This is a genomic window from Stenotrophomonas maltophilia, from assembly GCF_047782825.1.
In the GTDB taxonomy this organism is placed as follows: domain Bacteria; phylum Pseudomonadota; class Gammaproteobacteria; order Xanthomonadales; family Xanthomonadaceae; genus Stenotrophomonas.
In genome coordinates this window covers 1,500,319-1,521,728 of the sequence record NZ_CP180589.1, presented here as the reverse complement: position 1 = coordinate 1,521,728, position 21,410 = coordinate 1,500,319, and the positions used below count along the sequence as shown (strand labels likewise).

Sequence of the window (21,410 nt, the reverse complement as noted above, 5' to 3'; positions counted from 1 at the left end):
GGCAGTTGCAACCGAGGAACGCCATGCACCGGTATATCGTCTACCTGCTCGCCATCCTGCTGTTTCCGCTGTGCCTGTGGCTGGCCACGATCTGGCCGGCCTGGTACTGGGGCGTCGGCCTGACGGCCGCCATGGTGGTATTGGGCACGTGGGACCTGCTGCAGAAGCGCAGCACCCTGCGCCGCAATTACCCGGTGATGGCGCACTTCCGCTATGGCCTGGAGTCCATTGGCCCGGAAATCCGCCAGTACTTCGTGCAGAGCGACCTGGAGGACGTGCCGTTCTCGCGCCAGCAGCGTGCACTGATCTACCAGCGCTCCAAGAATGAAATGGACACCGTGCCCTTCGGCACCCTGCGCAGCACCTACGCGCTGGACTACGAGTGGATCAACCATTCGCTGGCACCGACCACCATCGGTGCCCACGATTTCCGTGTGCTGATCGGCCCCACCTGCGCCAAGCCCTATTCGGCCAGCGTGTTCAACATCTCGGCGATGAGCTTCGGCTCGCTGTCGGCCAATGCGATCCGGGCGTTGAACGACGGCGCGCGACGCGGTGGCTTCTACCACGACACCGGCGAAGGCTCGATCTCGCCCTACCACCGCGAAATGGGTGGGGACCTGGTGTGGGAAATCGGTTCGGGGTATTTCGGCTGCCGCGATGAGAAGGGCGGTTTCAGCGAAGAACGTTTCGTCGCCAATGCCACCCACGACCAGGTCAGGATGATCGAGATCAAGCTGTCGCAGGGCGCAAAACCCGGCCACGGCGGCGTGCTGCCGGCACCGAAGGTGACGGCCGAAATATCCGCCACGCGCGGCGTGCCGATGGGCGTGGACTGTGTGTCGCCGTCCCGCCATTCGGCGTTCTCCACGCCGGTGGAACTGCTGCAGTTCGTGGCCCGCCTGCGCGAGCTGTCCGGTGGCAAGCCGGTGGGCTTCAAGCTGGCCATCGGCCATCCCTGGGAATGGTTCGGCATCGCCAAGGCCATGCACGAAACCGGCCTGCTGCCCGATTTCATCGTGGTCGATGGTGCCGAAGGCGGTACCGGCGCGGCACCGGCCGAATTCGTCGACCACGTGGGCGTGCCGATGCACGAAGCGCTGCTGCTGGTGCACAACACCCTGGTCGGCCTGGACCTGCGCGAACGCATCCGCATCGGCGCGGCCGGCAAGATCACCAGTGCCTTCGAGATCGCCCGCACGATTGCCCTTGGCGCGGACTGGTGCAACGCCGGCCGTGGCTTCATGTTCGCGCTGGGCTGCATCCAGTCGCTCAGCTGCCATACCGACAAGTGCCCGACCGGCATCGCTACCCAGAACCCGGCGCGCTGGAAGCACCTGGATGCGCCGGACAAGGCGACCCGCGTGCACAGCTATCACGAGCACACGCTGCATGCGCTGAAGGAGCTGCTGTGCGCGGCCGGTCTGAACGACCCGGCGGAGCTGGGGCCGGAGCACATCCTGCGTCGCGTTTCGCCTGTGGAAATCCGTTCGCTGGCCTCGCTGTACCGGTATCTGGAGCCGGGCGAGCTGCTGCACAAGGTGCCCGATCACGCGGTATTCCATTCGTTCTGGGCCGATGCGCGCAGCGATTCGTTCCAGCCGCCGCCGCGCATCCAGGCATTGCGCGCCAGCAAGTCGCGGTAACCGGTGTTGTGGAGTCGAGCCATGCTCGACTGCTTTTTGATCACCAAGAGCAGTCGAGCAAGCTCGACTCTACGGGGAGGCATCATGCAGTTCAGGAAAGGCAGCTTCGATGATGTGGCCACCCTGTGGGCGCTGCGCACGCGTTGCGTGCGCGAGACCTGTAGCAGCCACTATCCGCCCGAGGTGATTGCCCCGTGGTCGGCGTCGCCGCCGCCTGCGCAGTACCAGCGGTTGCTGGGGCAGGGCGGTTGCGTGGTGGCCGAAGACGCGCAGGGCACCCTGCTGGGTTTCGGCGTGTTCGACACCGAAGGCAATGAAGTGGACGCCCTGTTCGTCGATCCGGACCGCAGCGGGCAGGGTATCGGCCAGGCGCTGATGCAGCGGCTGCTGGCGATGGCCGATCCGGCGCGCGAGGTCGTGCTGTCGGCCTCGCTCAATGCCGTTCCGTTCTACCAGCGGCAGGGCTTCATCGCCGGGGCGGAGGAAGCCTACCCGCATCCCAGCGGCGTGGCCCTGGCCTCGGTGCGGATGCACCGCATCCTGTAGAGTCGAGCCATGCTCGACTGCTTTGCTTTTGTGGCCAATGCAGTCGAGCATGGCTCGACTCTACAAAACCGGGGTCAGCGCGCGGCCAGCCACCCGATCACGCCCTCGGCCGCCCGCAATCCACTCGCGTAGCACGCGGTCAGCAGATACCCCCCGGTCGGCGCTTCCCAGTCCAGCATTTCGCCGGCGCAGAACACGCCCGGTAGATCGTGCAGCATCAGGCCAGCGTCCAGCGCCTGCAGACGCACGCCGCCAGCTGTGCTGATCACCTCGGCCATCGGCCGCGGCCGCAGCAGGCGCAGCGGCAGGCGCTTGAGCGTGGCGGCCACCGCAGCAGGATCATTGCCCGCGTCCTTGCCCAGCGTCTCGAACACCAGCGCGGCCTTCACTGCGTCCAGCCCCGCCTGGCGACGCAGGTGCTCGCCGAAGCTGCGGCCCTTGCGCGGGCGCGACAGGTCAGCCAGCAGGCGTGCTTCATCGCGGCCCGGCACCAGGTCCAGCCACAGCATTGCGTGGCCATCACGGTTGATGGTCTCGCGCAGGTCGGCAGACAGCGCATAGATCAGGCTGCCCTCAATGCCATACTCGCTGGCCACGCATTCGCCCTGCAGCGATTTCGCCTGGCCCTGCAGGTCGATCCAGTGCGCGACCAGGGGCTTGAGCGGCGCGCCGGCATTGCGCTGGGCGAAGAACGGCGTCCAATCGATATCGAAGCCGCAGTTGGCCGACTGCAGCGGGGCGGTATCCACGCCGCGCGCCTGCAGCGGTGCCACCCACGCGCCATCGCTGCCCAGCTGCGGCCAGCTGCCGCCCCCCAGGGCCAGCACCGTGGCATCGGCGTGTGCGTTCACCGTGCCGTGTTCGGTCTCGAAACACAGTGCGCCGTCGTCGCTCCAACCGGTCCAGCGGTGGTTGACGTGCAGGCGCACGCCCTGTTCCTTCAGCCGGCGTACCCAGCCACGCAGCAGCGGCGCGGCCTTGCGGTCGATCGGGAACACCCGGCCGGAGCTGCCCACATAGGTTTCCACGCCGAAGCCGGCGGCCCAGTCGCGCAGCGCCTGCGCATCGAAGCCATCCAGCCAGCGGCCGACCGCCGTGGCCTGTTCACGGTAACGGCTGTCGAACAGCGGGCGCGGATCGGAATGGGTCAGGTTGAGCCCGCCCTTGCCCGCAATCAGGAACTTGCGGCCGGGCGAACCCTTGGCCTCGTACAGGTCTACTTCCAGTCCGGCCGCGCGCAGGCGCTCGGCAGCGAACAGGCCGGCCGGTCCGCCGCCGATGACGGCGACCCGGCGCGGTGCTGCGGCATCACGGTTTGACATCGAGCAGCTCGACGTCGAACACCAGCGAAGAACCGGCCGGGATCGGGCCGATGCCGCGGTCGCCGTAGCCGTAGTCGGGCGGAATCATCAGGGTGCGCTTGCCGCCCACCTTCATGCCGGCCACGCCTTCGTCCCAGCCACGGATGACCTGGCCGGCGCCCAGCGCGAAGATGAACGGTTCGCCGCGGCCGACCGAGCTGTCGAAGGTCTTGCCGTGCTTGTTTTCGGTGCGCTGGTCGTAGATCCAGCCGGTGTAGTGCACGGTCACCTTCTGGCCCGGCATGGCTTCAGCGCCGTTGCCGACCTGGGTGTCGATGCGTTCGAAGGTGGTCAGGGTGCCCCCCGGCGGCGGGCCGGACGGTTCGCTGGAACAGCCGGCGGCGACAAGGGACAGCAGCAGGGGAAGCAGCAGGCGGCGCATCAGGCGTCTCCGGAATGGGCGGTGTCGAGGGCGGCAAGGGTAGCGCATCGGCGCCGGGTATCATGGGGACATGGCCAAACTCCTGCTCAATCTCCGCAACGTCGGTGACGACGAATATGCCGATGTCTGCACCCTGCTGGATCAGCACGGCATCGCCTGGTATCGCACCGAACCCAGCCCGTGGGGCATTTCCAATGGCGGCCTGTGGCTGAGCGAGGATGCTGACCAGCCACGGGCGAAGGCGCTGATGGCCGAGTACCAGGCGGCGCGTGGGGTGCGCGTGCGCGCCGAGCGTGAGCAGGCGTTGCGCGAGGGGACGGCCGAGACGTTCGGCAGCCTGCTGCGGCGGCGGCCGGTGTTCGTGGTGCTGGTGTTGCTGGGGATGCTGGTGGCTGCGGCGCTGGTGTTGCTGCCGTTCGTGCTGTTGCGGGGCTGAGGGGCTTTCCGGCCGGGTTGCACCCGGCACCCGCCGAAGCAAGATCAACGGCAACGTCAAAAGCCGGGCTTCAGTGGGAGGGCGGGGCGGTGTGGGCAGGCGGGGGACGGCAAAAGCTGCTCCTGCGTGCCTCGTAGAGCGCCATCCATGGCGCTCTGCGCCCCCGCCTGCCCACACCGCCCCGCCTCTGACAGGTTCCGGGTATCTGCCGGGGTCGGATTCCTCCGCCGCGCAGAGGGCTCTGACCCCTGAATCTGCCTGTTCGGGCGCGAGGCGCTAAAATGGCGGGATGATCGCCAATACCGCTGCCTACCACTTTGCCGTCATCGACGCCCCCCGGGTCCTGTGCGACCAGCTGCTGGCGCGCGCCGAGGCCGCGGAGCTGCGCGGAACCATCCTGGTGGCGGGCGAGGGCCTGAATCTCTTCCTGGCGGGGGAGCCGGAGGCCGTGAGGGGGTTCTATGCGGCCCTGCATACCGATGCGCGCTTCGCCGAAATGCGGGTCAAGACCAGCTTCAGCGAGCACCAGCCGTTCGCGCGGCTGAAGGCCAAGGTGAAGGACGAGATCATCAGTTTCCGCCGCGATGACGGCCAGCCGTTGGATTACCCGCGTGCGCCGGCCATCGATCCGGCCACCGTGCAGCGCTGGCTGCGGCAGGGCCACGACGATGCGGGCAAGCCGGTGGTGATGCTCGATACGCGCAACCTGCAGGAAGTGGAGTACGGCACGTTCAAGGACGCGCTGGTGCTGCCCATCCACAAATTCACCGATCTGCCCGAGGCGCTGGCACCGCACCGCGAGGCCTTGAAGGACAGCACCGTGGTCAGTTTCTGCACCGGAGGCATCCGCTGCGAGAAGGCGGCGCTGTGGATGGCCAACGACGGCATGGACAACGTGCTGCAGCTCGATGGCGGCATCCTCGGCTACTTCGAGGAAGTGGGTGGGGAGGGCTACGACGGGCGCTGTTTCGTGTTTGACGAACGCGTGGCGCTGGATGCCGAACTGAAGCCGTTGGTCGACCAGCCGCTGGCCGCGCCGCGCCCCAGCGCGTTCTGACCACGCTTCGGCCTGGGCCGCCTTCCGTTGCCCGTGTAGAGCCGAGCCCACGCTCGGCTGCCTCTCGCCGGCCCACAGCAGCCCAGCATGGGCCCGGCTCTACACCACCCGGCAGGAATCAGCATCCCGCCACCGTCACTGGCCGTGGCGCCGTGCCGACCCCATGCAAGGGGAATCCCGTGACGGAAACCCCCTGATGATCCCGTTGTCGATCCTCGACCTGGCCCCGGTCTGCGAGGGCAGCGATACCACCGCCGCCTTCGCCAACATGCTGGAACTGGCCCAGCACGCCGATGCGCTGGGCTACCGCCGCTACTGGCTGGCCGAACACCACAACATGCCCGGCATCGCCAGCGCGGCCACCGCCGTGCTGATCGGCCACGTGGCCGGCGGCACCCAGCGCATCCGCGTTGGCTCCGGCGGCATCATGCTGCCCAACCATGCGCCGTTGCAGGTGGCCGAGCAGTTCGGCACGCTGGCGTCGCTGTACCCGGACCGCATCGACCTTGGCCTGGGCCGCGCACCGGGCACCGACCAGCCCACCGCGCGCGCGCTGCGCCGCTACTTCGACAGCGCCGATCAGTTCCCGCAGGACGTGCGCGAGCTGCTGCACTACTTCGAGCCGGTACAGCCCGGCCAGGCCGTGCAGGCGGTGCCCGGCGGCGGCCTGCGGGTGCCGACCTGGATCCTGGGTTCCAGCCTGTTCGGGGCGCGCATGGCGGCCTCGATGGGCCTGCCGTATGCCTTCGCCTCACACTTCGCGCCCGATTCGATGGACGAAGCGCTGGCGGTCTACCGCCGCGAATTCCGCCCCTCGGCCACGTTGAAGCAGCCGCACGCGATGCTGGCGCTGAACGTCGTTGCCAGCGACAGCGAAGCCGAATCGCGCCGGCTGTTCACCAGCCAGCAGCAGAGCTTCGTCAACCTGCGCCGTGGCCGCCCGGGCAGGATTCCCGCGCCGATCGACGACATCGAGGGCTTCTGGGAACCCCATGAAAAACTGGGCGTGGAGCGCGCCCTGGCCTGCACCGTGCTGGGTGATCCGCAGCAGGTGGCCGAGGGTATCGCTGCCTTCGTCGAACGCCACAGGCCTGACGAGCTGATGCTCACCGCCAACCTGTATGACCACCGCGCGCGCCTGCGCTCGTTCGAGCTGACCATGCAGGCCTGGCACGCCCGCCACGCGGGCTGAACATCTGCGTCACGGCGCATTGCAGCCGCGCCGGGTCTGATGGGGGCTCAACCACAAGGAGCCCCCACCATGGCCGACAACCGAGCAGAACACATCGCCCAGCTGGCCGAGCTGATCAAGGACGTGGAGGTGGCGATGTTCACCACCGTCGGCGTCGATGGGCGCCTGTACAGCCGCCCGCTGGGCACCCAGCAGGTCGCCTTCGACGGTGACCTCTGGTTCGCCACCGCCGCCGACAGCCCGAAGGTGGCCGAGATCGCGCTCAACCCGCGGGTGAACGTGGCCTATGCCTCGTCATCGAAGAACACCTATGTGTCGGTGGCCGGGCGTGCCCGCATTGTTGATGACCGGGCCAAGATCGAGGAACTGTGGTCGCCGCCGATGAAGCTGTTCTTCCCCGGTGGCAAGGACGATCCGAACCTGCGGCTGATCCACGTGCGCGCCGATTCGGCCGAATACTGGGATGGCCCCGGCACGCTGCTGGGCAAGGCGCTGACCTTCGTGTTGTCGGCGGTGCAGGACGACCCGGGCCAGTTGGCCGACAACGGCTTCATCGACCTGCGGTGAGCAATTCCGCCGGGCATGGCCAGGCGCTACCGCTGCTTCATCCCCGCATGGCGTGGATCTACTGCTTACGCATTGGTCCACGCCGCCCGCGCGATTTCCGCATGGGTCCATGTCGCGCCCGCGATCCAGTAGATCCACGCCATGCGTGGATGATCATGCCGTGTGGAAGGTAGCGCCGGGCCATGCCCGGCGAGCGCAGCGGCCGGCACTCAGAACCAGCGCTGGAACAATTCCACCGTGTAGCCCACCAACTGCCCGGAACTGAAGCCGAAGAAGGCGATCGCCACCACCCCGGCCACCCAGTTGAACAGCATCAGCGCGCCATCGCGCTCCAGCAGCGCCAATGCGAACAGCAGCAGCTGGAAGCCGAACAGGTAGTTGGTGAAGGGGATCGGCAGCGACAGCAGGATGCCCAGCAGCACCAGCAGCAGGCCGGTGAAGGCGTGTGCCGGTGCCGGTGCCAGGAACTGCGGCAGGCGCGGCTTGAGCATGCGGTCCAGGCGCCGCAGAGCGCCATCGATGCGGTCGAGGAAGCGGTGCATGGTGCCGCGTCTGGGCCCGCGGCGGGCGATGAAACCCGGCAGCCAGGGCTTGCGCATGCAGAACAGCATCTGCAGCCCGATCAGCACCACCAGCGGGCCGCTGACCGCGCCGCCCATGCCCGGAATCGGAATGAACGACGGCAGGATGGCCACGAACAGGAACACGCCGAAAGCGCTCTGCTGCAGATCCTGCAGGATCCGCCCCAGCGTCATCTGCTGGCCCGGATCACCGAATTCGAACATCGCCAGCAGGGTGCGGATGCCCTCGTTGCGATAGGTCGGGCGTTCCCCGCCCGATCCCTGCGCTGGTTCCTGCCGGGAATCCTTCTGGCTCGGACCATCCTGCACAGGATCAGGCGGTGAGCTCATCGGCCTGCTCGTCGGACAGGGTGCGCAGCAGCAGCTTGTCCACGCGCGCGCCGTCCAGGTCGACCACTTCGAAGCGCCAGCCGGCCCAGTCGAAGTATTCGCCCGCATGCGGGATGCGGCCGAAGTAGTGGATGCACATGCCGGCCAGCGTGTAGTAATCGCCGTCCTCGGCATCGGGCAGCTCGTTGCTGCCGATCAGTTCGCGCACGTCCTCGATCGGCAGCGAGCCATCCACCAGCAGCGAGCCGTCTTCGCGGGTCACCACCAGCGCATCCTCGTCGGCGTTCTCCACCGCCTGCAGGCGGCCGACCACCGCGCCCATCAGGTCGCTGATGGTCACCAGGCCCTGGATTTCGCCGTATTCGTCCACCACCAGCGCCATCGACTGCTGTTCCTCGCGGAAGATCTCCAGCAGCTTCATCGCATGGGTCGATTCGGAAACGTACAGCGGCTCGCGCAGGGTCTGGAACAGGGCGTTGTCGCCGCGCGCCATGCGCGTGGCCAGCGATTTCAGTTCCAGCACGCCGACCACGTCCATGTCGTTGTCGCGGTAGACCGGGTAACGGGAGAACTCGTGCTCGGCCATGATTTCCAGGTTGCGCTCCAGCCCGGCCTGGGTATCGAGCCAGGCGATGCGGTTGCGCGGGGTCATCAGGCTGTCGGCGGTACGGTCACCCAGGCGCATGACGCGGTTCATCATGTCGCGCTCATGGGTGTCGATCACGCCGGCTTCGTGGCTTTCGGCCACCAGCATGCGGATCTCTTCTTCGGTCACCGAGGCGGCCTCGTCCTTGCCCAGGCCCAGCAGGCGCAGCACCAGGCGGGTGGAGTGGGACAGCAGCCAGACCGCCGGGAAGGCGATGCGGGCCAGCCAGCCCATCGGCAGGGCGACCATGCCGGCAATGTCTTCCGAACGGGTGATGGCCAGGCGCTTGGGCACCAGCTCACCGAAGATCAGCGTCAGGAAGGTGATCAGGGCCACGGCCAGCGTCTTGCCGATCAGGTTCGACAGCGGCTGCGGATCGCCGAACAGGGTGATGGTGTCGGCCAGCGACGGGAACATCACCTGCAGGTGGTGGGCGATGCTGTTACCGATGGCCTCACCGCCGTACACGCCGGTGAGGATGCCGCCCAGGGTGATGCCGATCTGGACGGTGGACAGGAAATTCTCAGGCTTCTCGGACAGCTCAAGCGCCTTGGCCGCGCGCTTGGAGGTGCTGGCCATCTGCTTCAGGCGGCTCTTGCGCGAGGTCATGACCGACATCTCGGACATGGCGAAGAAGCCGTTGAACACGATCAAGGCCAGGACTATCAGGATCTCAAACACGGGCGTCGTCCCCGGTTGGTGGCAGGGAGGGCGGGTGCTTGCAATGGCGGCAGGCGCTCAGGAACAGGGTCCGGCGCGGCGCAGGGGGGTAAGGGTCGTCGTCCATAAGGTGCGCCCGAGGGCGCGCTGGCATCTTAGCAAAGGCCCATGGCGGGGTGGCAACTGCCTGTTCAGGTTGGGGTCTTTCCACCCCCGGATGGGGGCGGGGATACCCGGAATGGTCATCTAGCCGTCATAATTCGTCCTGGTGCCGTCCTTCCCGCGACGGCTGACAGGTTTCTCAATGTTCTCTCTGCAGACCATTTTCGGTTCCGGCAAACAGTTCTACACCCTGCTTGATGAGGCCGCCGTCGCGGCGTCCGACGCCGCCAAGGCACTGCATTCCATGCTGCGCGAGGCCGACCGCCAGCCCGCCCTGGACGCCTTCAAGCTGGCCCGCCTGCGCGAACGCGCCGCCTCGGACAAGATCAGCCAGGCGCTGGTGGACAGCTTCATGACCCCGATCGAGCGCGAGGACATCGAAGCGCTGGGTTCGGCGCTGTACAAGATTCCCAAGCAGATCGAGAAGTTCGCCGATCGCTATTCGCTGGCCACGACCCACCTGGAACACATCGACTTCGCGCCGCGCGCGGCGATGCTGGAACAGGCCGCCAGCGTGGTGGTGGAGATGGTGGCCGACCTGCGCCACATGAACCTGGACCGGATGACCGCGCTGAACGAGAAGCTGCGCTCGCTGGAAAACGAAGCCGACCGCCTGATGCTGGAGCTGTACCGCGACATCTATTCGGGCCGCCTGGACAACCTGCAGATGTTCCTGCTGAAGGAGTTCTTCGAGATCCTGGAAAAGGCCATCGACCGTTGCCGCGAGGCCGGCGTGGTGGCGTACCAGATCGTGTTGAAGAACAGCTGACGGACGCCGCCGCATGTTGACCCTTGTCCTGGTGGTGATCCTGGCCGCACTCGTCTTCGAGTTCATCAACGGCTTCCACGACACCGCCAACTCCATTGCCACCGTGGTGGCGACCAAGGTGCTCTCGCCCGGCTGGGCGGTGATGCTGGCCGCCTTCATGAACCTCATCGGTGCGCTGACCGGTACCGCGGTGGCGCTGACCATCGCTTCGGGCCTGCTCAACACCAACGTGGTCGACGTCACCCCACAGGTGATCCTGTGCGCCCTGCTGGGCGGCATCATCTGGAACCTGATCACGTGGTGGAAGGGCCTGCCGTCCTCGTCCTCGCACGCGCTGATCGGCGGTCTCTGCGGCGCCGGCCTGGCCGCGGCCCACAACAACTGGGACGCGCTGATCTGGTCCGAGCGCCTGGGCAGCTGGGCGCAGAACAAGGGCCTGCTGTGGAAGGTGTTCGTGCCGATGATCACCTCGCCGATCGCCGGTTTCCTGCTCGGCATCGTGGTGATGGTGCTGCTGTGGGGCCTGATCGCCGGCCTGGCCAAGATCGGTGGCGCCATCGGTCGCCTGGCCCGTCCGCGCATCGTCAATGCGTTCTTCGGCAAGGCGCAGATCGCTTCGGCGGCCTACATGGGCTTCGCCCACGGCCACAACGACGCGCAGAAGACCATGGGCATCATCGCCATGACACTGATCGGTGCCGAAGCCACCGGTGCGTTGAACGACCTGCCGTCCTGGCTGGCCTTCATGCACCCGGACGCGCACGCCGGTGACGGCATCGCGATGTGGATCGTGCTGACCTGTGCGGTAGTGATGGCCGCCGGTACCGCCTCGGGCGGCTGGAAGATCATCAAGACCCTGGGCCACAAGATGGTCAAGCTGCATCCCATCCACGGCTTCGCCGCGGAGACCAGCTCGGCCACCATCCTGACCCTGGCCGCCCACTTCGGCATGCCGGTTTCGACCACCCACAGCATCTCCACCGCCATCATGGGCGTCGGCTTCGCCAAGAACCCGCGTTCGCTGAAGTTCGGCGTGATCGAACGCATCGTCTGGGCCTGGATCCTGACCATCCCCGCCGCCGGCGGCTGCGCGTACCTGATCCTGAAGCTGTTCGAGCTGTTCGGCTGGACCTGATGCCAACGGCCTTGGGGTCAGAGCCCTTTCCCTGCGGGACAGGGATCCGACCCCGGTAAACGAAAAAGCCCGCCGGAGTCCGGCGGGCTTTTTTCGTGGGCATGACCCGTCCTGAATTGGGTTGACACCTTTTCCCTCTGGAAAAGGAATGTTCAATGAAATCAACAGTCAGGCGCAGCCAGCGGGATTACTCGCTGGCCTTCAAGTTGTCGGTGGTCGACCAGGTCGAGCGCGGGGAACTGACTTACAAAAAGGCTCAGGAGCGCTATGGGATCCAAGGGCGCACCACGGTGCTTTCCTGGCTTCGTCGGCATGGTCGGCAAGATTGGTCGGCTGGGGCATCATTCCCTCCCATGAGTACTGTCCCCAAAGCCGGAGCGGCCAAGCCGCTTACGCCGGAACAACAGATCAAGGCCCTGCAGGTCCAGTTGCGGGAAGCAAACGAGAAGGCGCAGCTCTTCGAGGCGATCGTGGACGTCCTCAAAGAGGATTACGGTGTGAAAATCGTAAAAAAGCCTTCCGGCAAGTCCTCACGCAAAGGCGCCTCAAAGGCATAAGCGTGGCAAGGGCTTGCCGCCATTTCGGCATCAGTCGGCAGGCGTTCTATCAGGCGGGGCACCGCCATCAGCGGCGAAACGCTGCTGATGCCACAGCCTTGGCGCTGGTGAGCGCTTGCCGCGCGCGCCAGCCTCGGGTCGGTACACGCAAGCTGCATCACCTGATTGAACCGAAGCTGCAGGAGGCGGGAATCGCTCTGGGTCGGGACCGTCTATTTGACGTGCTTCGAGAAGCACGGCAGCTGGTGCCGCACCGTCGTGCGTATCACAAGACCACCAACAGTCATCACCGCTTCCGGAGGCACCCGAACCTGCTTAAACCGGGCGAGGGATGCGTGACGCCGACCGGCAGTGAACAGGTATGGGTCGCGGATATCACCTATCTGCCCACAGATGGAAATTTCGTTTACCTGAGCCTGGTTACAGACGCCTGGTCACGCAAGATCGTGGGCTGGAGCGTGAATGAGACGCTGCAGACCGAACACACCGCACAAGCATTGGAAATGGCTCTGAAAGCGCGGAAAACCAGACAGCGTCTGATCCATCATTCGGATCGAGGCATCCAGTACTGCTCGGACAACTACCAGAACATCCACGCCAAGCATGGCCTGACCTGCTCCATGACCGACGGCTACGACTGCTATCAGAACGCGCTGGCGGAGCGGATCAACGGGATCCTCAAATGCGAGTTTTTGCTTCATCGCCCACTGGACCTGGGTCAGGCACGGCAGATGGCGGCTGAGGCAGTGCAGATCTACAACGCCGAGCGACCCCACCTGTCACTTAAAATGCAGACGCCCGATGCGATGCATCGGGCGTCTTTGGCCGCCTGACGGCGGCCGGATCATCCACCCCATAGGTGTCAACCTATGGCAGGACGAGTCAGCAGAACATTTTTCCGTATCCACGCATGGCGTGGATCTACTGGCCATGGCAGATCATTTTTCCGTATCCACGCATGGCGTGGATCTACTGGCCATGGCAGAACATTTTTCCGTATCCACGCATGGCGTGGATCTACAGACCACCGGCCACCGGCCAACTGTCGAAGGCGGGGTGGGATGGGCAGGCGGGGGCGCAGAGCGCCATGGGCCCGAGGCATGCCTCGGGCGGGTTGGGCGGGACGCCCAGCCCCGGTCTTGCCGTGTGCGCAGGATTGCGCACACGAGCAAGGCGCTCTACGAGGCACGCAGGAGCGGCTTTTGCCGTCCCCCGCCTGCCCATCCCGGCCCGCCAATCCACGGAAACCCGGCTTTTGACGTTGGACGTTGCCGTTGCCGTCAGCGGGTGCCGGGCCGCAGGCCCGGCCGAACCCCTCAATTACGCTGGAACAGCGCCTGCACATCCTTCCGGAACGCCGCCTGGCTGTCCGCCCGGCTGTAGAACATATGCCCACCCGGATAGCTGCGCACCTGCACCCGGTCCGGGTTGCTGCCCATCGCCGGCATCTGGTCCACCGTCAGGATCGACCCCATGAACGGACACGACAGATCATTCCAGCCATGCACGATCAGCACCTGCAGGTGAGGATCGATCGCCACCGCCTGGCGCAGCTGGGTCACCGCCCCCTGTCGCAGCTCGCCACCGCGGTCCCACAGCCGGTTCACGTCGTAGTTCAGCGCCTGGTAGCGCGCATCGACCTTCCAGCCCACCACGCGCGTCACGAAGTCCACCATGGCCGTGGTGGTCGGCGCGATGATGCTGTCCAGCAGCGGATCGTTGGCGCGCTGTTCCGGATCGTTCGGGAACGGATCGAACGCGGTTACGTTGGAATCGTAACGGCTGCCCAGCGTGCCCTTGTCGCGGAACACCTCGCGCAGGTACGCCTGGGTTTCCAGGCGCCCACCGGCGCGGCGCACGAACTGCGGGTCCAGCCCGGTCAGCTCGGTCACCCGGCGCAGCATCGCTTCGGTCGCCTGCGGGTCGCTGCGGCCCTTCATCAGCGCGGTGGCGTAGTCACCGCGGGTATATTCCACCACCTCGCGCATCGCCGCGTCGGTCAGCTTGCCCTGGCGCTCCAGGTGCGCGGCCGCGATGGACGGCAGCGTCTGCATCCACGCCATCGGCGACACATCGGCATTGTCTTCCAGGGTCGGGCTCAGGTACGGCGACACCAGCACCAGGCCGTTCATCGCCACGCCCAGGCGGGTCTGCAGGAAGTGGGTGATGCGCGGGCCGCGGTAACCACCGTAGCTCTCGCCGGTCAGGTACTTGCGCGCACCCATGCGCTGGTTGCGCAGCAGCCAGTCGTAGATCGAGCGCGACAGGTATTCGATGTCGGCGCTGGGGTTGTACAGCTGTTTCTTCGCTTCGTCATCGCCGATGCGCGCGCGGCTGAAGCCGGTACCCACCGGGTCGATGAACACCAGATCGGTGAAGTCCAGCCAGGTGCCGGGATTGTCGTGCAGGGTGGCCGGTGCCGAAGCGCTGTCGCCTTCCGAACCGAAGGTGACCACCTTGGGCCCGATCGCGCCCATGTTGAGGTAGACCGACGATGCGCCCGGGCCGCCATTGAGTGCGAAGGTCACCGGCCGGTCCTTGCCCGGCATCGTGTAGGCCGTGAACACCACATCGGCGATCACCTTGCCCTTCGCATCGCGCACCGGCAGGGTGCCGACGGTGGCGGTGTAGTCCAGGGTGCGGCCACCCAGGCGCATGCTCTGGCGTGCGGAGGCGTCGGCCGGCAGCGCAGGCGCTTCGGTCTTGTCGTCCTTGGTGTCGGGCGGGGTATTGGCGGCGGGCGCGGCCAGCGCGCAGGCGGGGGCGACGAGCAGGCCGACGCAGAGCGCGGCAGTGTGCAGCAGGGACTTCATGGCACCCAAGCGGTAGCGGAAGAGAATCCCGATGCTAGGCCGCTGCCCGGCGTGCCGTATGTGTCCAAAGGCATGACTGCCGGCAGGGACCGGTTGCGGCCAGATTCGGTCAAGCGGGCAGGGTGGTGCGCCCGTTGTCATCGGCCAGCAGGCCGTACACCGCCGAATCGGACAACTCGCCCTGGATGCGCCAGCGTTGCCGCAGCACGCCCTCCAGGTGGAAGCCCAGCCGTTCAAGCACATGGGCCGAGGGCCGGTTCCGCGGGTCGACCTCGGCTTCCACGCGGTGCAGGCGCAGGGTCTGGAACAGATAGTCCAGCAGGTGCTGCAGCGCTTCGTGCATGTAGCCCTGGCCCTGTCTGTCGGGGGCCAGCAGGTAGCCGATCTCGGCACGTGCCGCATCGCGGTCCAGGGCGAACACCACGCAGATGCCCAGCAACGGGCCGTCCAGTGTTTCGCGCACGGCCAGCTTGAGCTGGGTACCGGTGGCCTGTGCGGCCAGGTCATCGTCGATCTGCGCGCGGGCCTCGGCAGGTCGCGTCCACGCCGGGTGGTTCCAGAACCGCATCACGTCCGGGTCGGACTGGATCGCGAACAGGGCCGCCGCATCGTCGCGGCGGATCGGATTCAGGACCAGGCGCGCGCTGTGCAGCGGCAGTCCCGGGAACAGCAGCGAATGGCTGGCCAATACGACGGTCCACGCAGAGAGACGCGCATTATGGCGCCGCTGGGTTTGCCGATGGGGGCGTGATGTCTGTAGAGCCGAGCCGATGCTCGGCTGCCCGGCACGGTGCGGAATGCAGCCGAGCGTGGGCTCGGCTCTACAGAAGGGCTGCTGGCGATCAGGCTTCCAGCGAAGCCAGGTCGCCCTTCGATTCCAGCCAGCCCTTGCGATCAGACGCGCGCTTCTTGGCCAGCAGCATGTCCATCAGCGAGCGGGTCTGTTCGCCGTCGTCCACGGTCAGCTGCACCAGGCGGCGCGTATCGGGGTGGATGGTCGACTCGCGCAGCTGCGGCGGATTCATCTCGCCCAGGCCCTTGAAGCGGGTGACGTTGATCGCGCCCTTGATCTTCTCGCGTTCGATCTTGTCCAGCATCGAGCGCTTTTCTTCCTCGTCCAGGGCGTAGAACACCTGCTTGCCCACGTCGATGCGGAACAGCGGCGGCATCGCCACGAACACGTGGCCGGCATCGACCAGCGCCGGGAAGTGCTTGAGGAACAGTGCGGTGAGCAGGGTGGCGATATGCAGGCCGTCCGAGTCGGCGTCGGCCAGGATCACCACCTTGCCGTAGCGCAGGCCGGCGATGTCTTCCTTGCCCGGGTCGCAGCCGATGGCCACGGCCAGGTTGTGCACTTCTTCGGAGGCCAGCACGCTGTTGGAGGACACTTCCCAGGTGTTGAGGATCTTGCCGCGCAGCGGCAGGATCGCCTGGAAGTCCTTGTCGCGTGCCTGCTTGGCGCTGCCGCCTGCCGAGTCACCTTCCACCAGGAACAGTTCGGTGCGCGACAGGTCCTGGCTGATGCAGTCGGCCAGCTTGCCGGGCAGGGCAGGGCCCTGGGTGACCTTCTTGCGGACGACCAGCTTTTCGGTCTTCAGGCGCGCACTGGCGCGCTCGATGGCGATCTGCGCGATCTTCTCGCCCAGGTCCACGTTCTGGTTCAGCAGCAGGCTGAAGGCATCGTGGGCGGCGCCTTCGATGAAGCCTGCGGCCTGGCGCGAGGACAGGCGTTCCTTGGTCTGGCCACTGAACTGCGGGTCGGTCATCTTCAGCGACAGCACGAACGACACGCGGTCCCAGACGTCTTCCGGGGCCAGCTTGACGCCACGCGGCAGCAGATTGCGGAAGTCGCAGAACTCACGCAGCGCCTCGGTCAGGCCGGTGCGCAGGCCGTTGACGTGGGTGCCGTGCTGGGCGGTGGGAATCAGGTTGACGTAGCTTTCCTGCACCAGCTCGCCTTCCGGCAGCCAGGCCACGGCCCAGTCAACGATCTCGGTGTCCTTCTTCAGGCTGCCCACGAACAGGTCGGCCGGCAGCATCTCGCGTTCGCCCAGTTCCAGCTTCAGGTAATCGCGCAGGCCGTCTTCGTAGTACCAGGTATCGACTTCACCGGTGGCTTCGTCGGTCAGCTTCACGGTCAGGCCCGGGCACAGCACGGCCTTGGCGCGCAGCAGGTGCTTGAGCGCGCGCACGGCGAACTTGGGCGTATCGAAGTACTTCGGGTCCGGCCAGAAGCGCACGCGGGTACCGGTGTTCTTCTTGCCGACGCTGCCGACCACTTCCAGCGGGGTGGCGCGGTCGCCGTTGCGGAAGGTGATGCGGTGCTCGGCACCTTCGCGCTTGATGTGCACTTCCACCAGGGTCGACAGCGCGTTGACCACGCTGACGCCGACGCCGTGCAGGCCGCCGGAGAAGGTGTAGTTGTTGTTGCTGAATTTGCCGCCGGCATGCAGGCGGGTCAGGATCAGCTCGACGCCGGGGATCTTTTCTTCCGGGTGGATGTCCACCGGCATGCCACGGCCGTCATCGCTGACCTCCACGCTGCCGTCCTTGTACAGGGTGATCTCGATCGAGCGGGCGTGGCCAGCCAGGGCCTCGTCCACCGAGTTGTCGATCACTTCCTGCGCCAGGTGGTTCGGGCGCGCGGTGTCGGTATACATGCCAGGACGGCGCTTGACCGGGTCCAGGCCGGACAGGACTTCAATATCGGCGGCGTTATAGCGTGCGTTCATCTATCTTCAAAGCGCGGAGCGACGCGCAAGTGTGCGGTGTGGACGGGGATTTTGCACGCCTGCGGTTCAGCCTCGGCGCCGGGGAGGGGGTAAAATGGCAGCCGCTGGAATCTGAACGCCGGCGCCCCCATGTCCAAGCCATACCGCGAGGAGGACTCCATGAAGAAGTTGCTGACCATTGCGATCCTGGCCGCTGCCGCCGTTGCAGTGCCGCTGGTGATGGCGCAGAACGCAGGCCAGCCGGCCCCGCAGCAGGGCGACCAGGCTGACAAGGCCGCGCAGTCCGAAGCCGACGCCAAGGCCAAGCGCCGTGCCCAGGCCAGTGCCGAAATGAAGGCCAAGGGCCAGCCGGTGCCGCAGCAGGAAGAAGAGGAAGAGGCCCGAAAGAAGAAGTAAGGCTTCCGCCGCCGAGGCTGCTGCCGCAAGGCTCCGGCCCCTGAACGCCCCGCAGTGCGGGGCGTTTTCTTTTATCGGTGACGCCATCTGCCCCTTGGGTTGGCGGCCATCTATCTGTAAACTATGGCTTTCCGGGAGTAGTGCGTGTCCACCATTTGCGAATGGGCTGGACCGGCCATGCGTGGCCTCCAGCAATGCGGGTCGCAGGTGACGGTCGAATTGACCGGCACGGCCGCCCCGACCTCGCACGATGGTCCCCGTCAGGCGCCTGCCGCCGACCGGCCCCGCACCTCCCTCGCTGCCCCAGCGAACCGGAAAACCCCCTTTCTGCTCCACGCCCGCCCCTCGGGCAGGCGTGGCGCTGCCGTTTTCCATTTCCAGACAGGATGCTTGCAGCCATGACTCCCTTGATTTTCGTAACCGGCGGCGTGGTGTCCTCGCTCGGCAAAGGTATTGCCGCTGCGTCACTGGCCGCCATTCTTGAAGCGCGTGGCCTGAAGGTCACGATGATGAAGCTCGACCCGTACATCAACGTCGACCCGGGTACCATGAGCCCGTTCCAGCACGGCGAGGTCTACGTCACCGACGACGGCGCCGAGACCGACCTCGACCTGGGCCACTACGAGCGCTTCGTGCGTACCCGCCTGAGCCGCAAGAACTCGGTCACCACCGGCCGCATCTACGAGAACGTCATCCGCAAGGAGCGCCGCGGCGATTACCTGGGTGCAACCGTGCAGGTCATCCCGCACATCACCGATGAAATCCGTCGCTGCATCGACGAAGCCACCGAAGGCTACGACGTGGCCCTGGTCGAGATCGGCGGCACCGTGGGTGACATCGAGTCGTTGCCGTTCCTGGAGGCGATCCGCCAGGTGCGTACCGAACGCGGCCCGGAGAAGGCGTTGTTCATGCACCTCACCCTGGTGCCGTACATCGGCGCCGCCGGTGAGCTGAAGACCAAGCCGACCCAGCACTCGGTGAAGGAACTGCGCTCGATCGGCATCCAGCCGGACGTGCTGCTGTGCCGCTCCGAACAGGCTGTGCCGGATTCGGAGCGCCGCAAGATCGCCCAGTTCACCAACGTCTCCGAGCGCGCCGTCATCAGCGTGCCGGACGTGGATGTGCTGTACCGCATTCCGTCGGGCCTGCACGCGCAGGGCCTGGACGAGATCGTGGTCAACCAGCTGAAGCTGGCCGACAAGGTCGGCCCGGTCGATCTGTCGATGTGGGAAGACGCGGTGGATGCGACCCTGCACCCGCTGGATGAAGTGACCATCGCCGTGGTCGGCAAGTACGTCGACCACCAGGATGCCTACAAGTCGGTCGGCGAAGCCCTCAAGCACGGGGGCCTGCGCCAGCGCACCAAGGTCAACCTGAAGTGGCTGGAAGCGCAGGATCTGGAAGGCACCGACATGGCCGCGCTGGCCGATGTCGATGGCATCCTGGTGCCGGGCGGTTTCGGTGACCGTGGTTTCGAAGGCAAGGTGCTGACCTCGCAGTTCGCCCGCCAGAACAGCGTGCCGTACTTCGGCATCTGCTACGGCATGCAGGCTGCGGTGGTCGACTATGCCCGCCACGTGCTGGGCCTGGAGCAGGCCAACAGCACCGAGAACGACCGCCAGTCGCCGGACCCGGTCATCGGCCTGATCACCGAGTGGCGCACCGCCACCGGCGATGTCGAGAAGCGTGACGACAAGAGCGACCTGGGCGGCACCATGCGCCTGGGCCTGCAGGAGCAGCGCCTGAAGCCGGGCACCCTGGCCCGCGAGCTGTACGGCAAGGACGTGGTGGCCGAGCGCCACCGCCACCGCTACGAGTTCAACAACCGCTACCGCACCCAGCTGGAAGATGCCGGCCTGGTGATCTCGGGCAAGTCGATGGACGACACCCTGGTGGAAGTGGTCGAACTGCCGCGTGACGCGCACCCGTGGTTCCTGGCCTGCCAGGCGCACCCGGAGTTCCTGTCCACCCCGCGCGATGGCCACCCGCTGTTCATCGGCTTCATCCGTGCCGCGCGTGAGCGCAAGGCCGGTGGCGCGCTGCTGTCCGAAGCCCGCGCCTGACTTGTGAAGGGGGGCTTCGGCCCCCATCCTGCATGCTTCAACCCCAGCGCGCCGGCCCGGCCGGCGCAGCGGACAACAAGGAAACGCCATGAAACTGTGTGGATTCGAGGTCGGGCTGGACCAGCCCCTGTTCCTGATCGCCGGCCCCTGCGTGATCGAGTCGATGCAGCTGCAGCTCGATACCGCCGGCAAGCTGAAGGAGATCACCGACCGCCTCGGCGTCAACTTCATCTTCAAGTCGAGCTTCGACAAGGCCAACCGCACCTCGGGCACCGCCTTCCGCGGCCCGGGCATGGAAGAGGGCCTGAAGGTGCTGGCCGAAGTGAAGAAGCAGATCGGCGTGCCGGTGCTGACCGACGTGCATGAGTACACCCCGATGGACGAGGTGGCCTCGGTGGTGGACGTGCTGCAGACCCCGGCCTTCCTGGTCCGCCAGACCGATTTCATCCGCAAGGTGTGCGCCGCCGGCAAGCCGGTCAACATCAAGAAGGGCCAGTTCCTGGCGCCGTGGGACATGAAGCCGGTCGTGGAGAAGGCCAAGTCCACCGGCAACGAGCAGATCATGGTCTGCGAGCGTGGTGCCAGCTTCGGCTACAACAACCTGGTCAGCGACATGCGTTCGCTGGCGGTGATGCGTGACACCGGCTGCCCGGTGGTGTTCGATGCCACCCATTCGGTGCAGCTGCCGGGCGGGCAGGGCACCAGTTCCGGTGGCCAGCGCGAGCATGTGCCGGTGCTGGCGCGTGCCGCGGTGGCGGTGGGTATTTCCGGCCTGTTCGCCGAAACCCATCCGGACCCGTCCAAGGCGCTGTCCGATGGCCCCAATGCGTGGCCGCTGGACCAGATGGAAGCGCTGCTGGAGACCCTGATGGAGCTCGATGCGGTGACCAAGAAGCACGGCTTCTCGCGCTTCGCGTGAGTCTTGACCCGTGGGCGGCGCTGGAAGCCCAGCGTCGCCGGCGGCATTGGCGCAACTGGCCGTGGGGCTGGGTGGCGCTGGCGCTGGGGCTGCTCACCTGGGTCGCGTTCGGTTACATGGTGCTGCTGGGCGCTGCCGGCACGCGCATGCCCGGCGATGGCGCCGCACCGCGCTGGCAGGCCACGATGTTCAACGTGTCCCTGTGCGCGGCCGCGGTGATGTATGCCGGAAGTGCTGCAAGCGCCGTGCTGGGCTGGCGGCTGCATCGCGCGCGCCGCGCCGCCGGGCTGGCCTCGCTGCTGCTGGCCGTGCCCACCCTGCTGCTGGCCTGGGCCATCCTTGCCCAGCTCTGATCGTTCGCCTGCGCGCGCTGCGCCCATTCATGCGGTACCCATTCATACGATGAGCCCGACCTCTTCCGCGCGCCTGCCGCGCCGACCGTGGCCTTGGGGCGCTTGTG

The 21,410-nt window shown here is 66.5% G+C and carries 20 protein-coding genes; 13 read left to right on the top strand and 7 right to left on the bottom strand.

The window, feature by feature from the left end; translation table 11 throughout:
• The first annotated feature begins 23 nt into the window (after positions 1-23).
• Positions 24-1,646 carry an FMN-binding glutamate synthase family protein gene (locus tag ACM2ZB_RS07000; protein WP_416057955.1) on the top strand — a complete coding sequence of 541 codons (1,623 nt, stop codon included), beginning with the start codon at positions 24-26 and terminating at the stop codon, positions 1,644-1,646.
• 84 nt (positions 1,647-1,730) lie between these two features.
• Positions 1,731-2,192: a GNAT family N-acetyltransferase gene (locus tag ACM2ZB_RS06995; RefSeq protein ID WP_416057954.1), complete on the top strand. Its 462-nt coding sequence runs from the start codon at positions 1,731-1,733 to the stop codon at positions 2,190-2,192.
• 74 nt (positions 2,193-2,266) lie between these two features.
• Here ACM2ZB_RS06995 and ACM2ZB_RS06990 read toward each other — a convergent pair whose 3' ends face one another.
• On the bottom strand, positions 2,267-3,514 hold the full coding sequence (locus ACM2ZB_RS06990) for a TIGR03862 family flavoprotein (protein ID WP_416057953.1): 1,248 nt from the start codon (positions 3,512-3,514) through the stop codon (positions 2,267-2,269).
• Positions 3,501-3,935 carry an FKBP-type peptidyl-prolyl cis-trans isomerase gene (locus ACM2ZB_RS06985; protein WP_416057952.1) on the bottom strand — a complete coding sequence of 145 codons (435 nt, stop codon included), beginning with the start codon at positions 3,933-3,935 and terminating at the stop codon, positions 3,501-3,503. The genes ACM2ZB_RS06990 and ACM2ZB_RS06985 overlap by 14 nt, the downstream gene beginning before the upstream one ends.
• 70 nt (positions 3,936-4,005) lie before the next feature.
• Between ACM2ZB_RS06985 and ACM2ZB_RS06980 the strand changes: the two genes are divergently transcribed.
• The 4 genes from ACM2ZB_RS06980 to ACM2ZB_RS06965 all read left to right on the top strand — a co-directional run bounded on the left by ACM2ZB_RS06980 (position 4,006) and on the right by ACM2ZB_RS06965 (position 7,187).
• Complete coding sequence (locus ACM2ZB_RS06980) at positions 4,006-4,371, top strand: DUF6164 family protein (protein ID WP_313441893.1); 366 nt, start codon at positions 4,006-4,008, stop codon at positions 4,369-4,371.
• 289 nt (positions 4,372-4,660) lie between these two features.
• Positions 4,661-5,428, top strand: coding sequence for a sulfurtransferase (locus ACM2ZB_RS06975; protein WP_416057951.1), 768 nt, complete (start codon positions 4,661-4,663; stop codon positions 5,426-5,428).
• Between the two features lie 196 nt (positions 5,429-5,624).
• The gene (locus tag ACM2ZB_RS06970) at positions 5,625-6,620 is read left to right on the top strand and encodes an LLM class flavin-dependent oxidoreductase (protein WP_416057950.1); all 996 of its coding nucleotides are present in this window, start codon (positions 5,625-5,627) and stop codon (positions 6,618-6,620) included.
• A gap of 69 nt (positions 6,621-6,689) precedes the next feature.
• Entirely contained in the window at positions 6,690-7,187 is a 498-nt protein-coding gene (locus ACM2ZB_RS06965; protein WP_313441898.1) for a pyridoxamine 5'-phosphate oxidase family protein, read from the top strand.
• Positions 7,188-7,396: 209 nt separating this feature from the next.
• Here ACM2ZB_RS06965 and ACM2ZB_RS06960 read toward each other — a convergent pair whose 3' ends face one another.
• Both ACM2ZB_RS06960 and ACM2ZB_RS06955 read right to left on the bottom strand, forming a co-directional pair.
• Positions 7,397-8,098, bottom strand: coding sequence for an exopolysaccharide biosynthesis protein (locus tag ACM2ZB_RS06960; protein ID WP_416057949.1), 702 nt, complete (start codon positions 8,096-8,098; stop codon positions 7,397-7,399).
• Complete coding sequence (locus tag ACM2ZB_RS06955; protein ID WP_416057948.1) at positions 8,082-9,425, bottom strand: hemolysin family protein; 1,344 nt, start codon at positions 9,423-9,425, stop codon at positions 8,082-8,084. Before ACM2ZB_RS06955 ends, ACM2ZB_RS06960 begins: the two co-directional genes overlap by 17 nt.
• Before the next feature lie 283 nt (positions 9,426-9,708).
• Here ACM2ZB_RS06955 and ACM2ZB_RS06950 point away from each other — a divergent pair, with 283 nt between their 5' ends.
• From ACM2ZB_RS06950 to ACM2ZB_RS06940, 3 genes are all read left to right on the top strand, one after another.
• Positions 9,709-10,335 (top strand): DUF47 domain-containing protein, encoded by a 627-nt coding sequence (locus tag ACM2ZB_RS06950; protein WP_006431321.1) that lies wholly within the window; start codon positions 9,709-9,711, stop codon positions 10,333-10,335.
• Positions 10,336-10,348: 13 nt separating this feature from the next.
• Positions 10,349-11,470, top strand: coding sequence for an inorganic phosphate transporter (locus tag ACM2ZB_RS06945; RefSeq protein WP_006431323.1), 1,122 nt, complete (start codon positions 10,349-10,351; stop codon positions 11,468-11,470).
• A 155-nt stretch (positions 11,471-11,625) separates the two neighbouring features.
• A protein-coding gene (locus ACM2ZB_RS06940) for an IS3 family transposase (protein WP_416057947.1) occupies positions 11,626-12,860 on the top strand; the annotation gives its coding sequence in 2 pieces (ribosomal slippage) (positions 11,626-11,977 and positions 11,977-12,860; 1,236 coding nt in all).
• Between the two features lie 483 nt (positions 12,861-13,343).
• On the opposite strand, the gene ACM2ZB_RS06935 is transcribed toward ACM2ZB_RS06940, so the two are convergent.
• The 3 genes from ACM2ZB_RS06935 to parE all read right to left on the bottom strand — a co-directional run bounded on the left by ACM2ZB_RS06935 (position 13,344) and on the right by parE (position 17,572).
• Positions 13,344-14,840 (bottom strand): S10 family peptidase, encoded by a 1,497-nt coding sequence (locus ACM2ZB_RS06935; protein WP_416057946.1) that lies wholly within the window; start codon positions 14,838-14,840, stop codon positions 13,344-13,346.
• A gap of 109 nt (positions 14,841-14,949) precedes the next feature.
• Positions 14,950-15,528: a GNAT family N-acetyltransferase gene (locus tag ACM2ZB_RS06930; protein WP_416057945.1), complete on the bottom strand. Its 579-nt coding sequence runs from the start codon at positions 15,526-15,528 to the stop codon at positions 14,950-14,952.
• A 154-nt stretch (positions 15,529-15,682) separates the two neighbouring features.
• A complete protein-coding gene (gene parE, locus ACM2ZB_RS06925; RefSeq protein ID WP_416057944.1) occupies positions 15,683-17,572 on the bottom strand; it encodes a DNA topoisomerase IV subunit B in 1,890 nt (629 codons plus the stop codon).
• Between the two features lie 159 nt (positions 17,573-17,731).
• Here parE and ACM2ZB_RS06920 point away from each other — a divergent pair, with 159 nt between their 5' ends.
• The 4 genes from ACM2ZB_RS06920 to ACM2ZB_RS06905 all read left to right on the top strand — a co-directional run bounded on the left by ACM2ZB_RS06920 (position 17,732) and on the right by ACM2ZB_RS06905 (position 21,303).
• Complete coding sequence (locus ACM2ZB_RS06920; protein ID WP_313441908.1) at positions 17,732-17,968, top strand: hypothetical protein; 237 nt, start codon at positions 17,732-17,734, stop codon at positions 17,966-17,968.
• Between the two features lie 398 nt (positions 17,969-18,366).
• Positions 18,367-20,031, top strand: coding sequence for a CTP synthase (locus ACM2ZB_RS06915; RefSeq protein ID WP_416057943.1), 1,665 nt, complete (start codon positions 18,367-18,369; stop codon positions 20,029-20,031).
• A gap of 88 nt (positions 20,032-20,119) precedes the next feature.
• Entirely contained in the window at positions 20,120-20,950 is an 831-nt protein-coding gene (kdsA, locus tag ACM2ZB_RS06910; RefSeq protein ID WP_079221430.1) for a 3-deoxy-8-phosphooctulonate synthase, read from the top strand.
• The gene (locus ACM2ZB_RS06905; protein ID WP_416057942.1) at positions 20,947-21,303 is read left to right on the top strand and encodes a hypothetical protein; all 357 of its coding nucleotides are present in this window, start codon (positions 20,947-20,949) and stop codon (positions 21,301-21,303) included. Before kdsA ends, ACM2ZB_RS06905 begins: the two co-directional genes overlap by 4 nt.
• Positions 21,304-21,410 lie beyond the last annotated feature (107 nt).

Coding starts and splice junctions, on each gene's coding strand:
- ACM2ZB_RS06915 (WP_416057943.1), top strand. CDS start 18,367: ATGACTCCCTTGATTTTCGTAACCGGCGGCGTGGTGTCCTCGCTCGGC.
- parE (WP_416057944.1), bottom strand. CDS start 17,572: ATGAACGCACGCTATAACGCCGCCGATATTGAAGTCCTGTCCGGCCTG.
- ACM2ZB_RS06990 (WP_416057953.1), bottom strand. CDS start 3,514: ATGTCAAACCGTGATGCCGCAGCACCGCGCCGGGTCGCCGTCATCGGC.
- ACM2ZB_RS06980 (WP_313441893.1), top strand. CDS start 4,006: ATGGCCAAACTCCTGCTCAATCTCCGCAACGTCGGTGACGACGAATAT.
- kdsA (WP_079221430.1), top strand. CDS start 20,120: ATGAAACTGTGTGGATTCGAGGTCGGGCTGGACCAGCCCCTGTTCCTG.
- ACM2ZB_RS06975 (WP_416057951.1), top strand. CDS start 4,661: ATGATCGCCAATACCGCTGCCTACCACTTTGCCGTCATCGACGCCCCC.
- ACM2ZB_RS06995 (WP_416057954.1), top strand. CDS start 1,731: ATGCAGTTCAGGAAAGGCAGCTTCGATGATGTGGCCACCCTGTGGGCG.
- ACM2ZB_RS06920 (WP_313441908.1), top strand. CDS start 17,732: ATGAAGAAGTTGCTGACCATTGCGATCCTGGCCGCTGCCGCCGTTGCA.
- ACM2ZB_RS06965 (WP_313441898.1), top strand. CDS start 6,690: ATGGCCGACAACCGAGCAGAACACATCGCCCAGCTGGCCGAGCTGATC.
- ACM2ZB_RS06950 (WP_006431321.1), top strand. CDS start 9,709: ATGTTCTCTCTGCAGACCATTTTCGGTTCCGGCAAACAGTTCTACACC.
- ACM2ZB_RS06985 (WP_416057952.1), bottom strand. CDS start 3,935: ATGCGCCGCCTGCTGCTTCCCCTGCTGCTGTCCCTTGTCGCCGCCGGC.
- ACM2ZB_RS06960 (WP_416057949.1), bottom strand. CDS start 8,098: ATGAGCTCACCGCCTGATCCTGTGCAGGATGGTCCGAGCCAGAAGGAT.
- ACM2ZB_RS06945 (WP_006431323.1), top strand. CDS start 10,349: ATGTTGACCCTTGTCCTGGTGGTGATCCTGGCCGCACTCGTCTTCGAG.
- ACM2ZB_RS06970 (WP_416057950.1), top strand. CDS start 5,625: ATGATCCCGTTGTCGATCCTCGACCTGGCCCCGGTCTGCGAGGGCAGC.
- ACM2ZB_RS06935 (WP_416057946.1), bottom strand. CDS start 14,840: ATGAAGTCCCTGCTGCACACTGCCGCGCTCTGCGTCGGCCTGCTCGTC.
- ACM2ZB_RS07000 (WP_416057955.1), top strand. CDS start 24: ATGCACCGGTATATCGTCTACCTGCTCGCCATCCTGCTGTTTCCGCTG.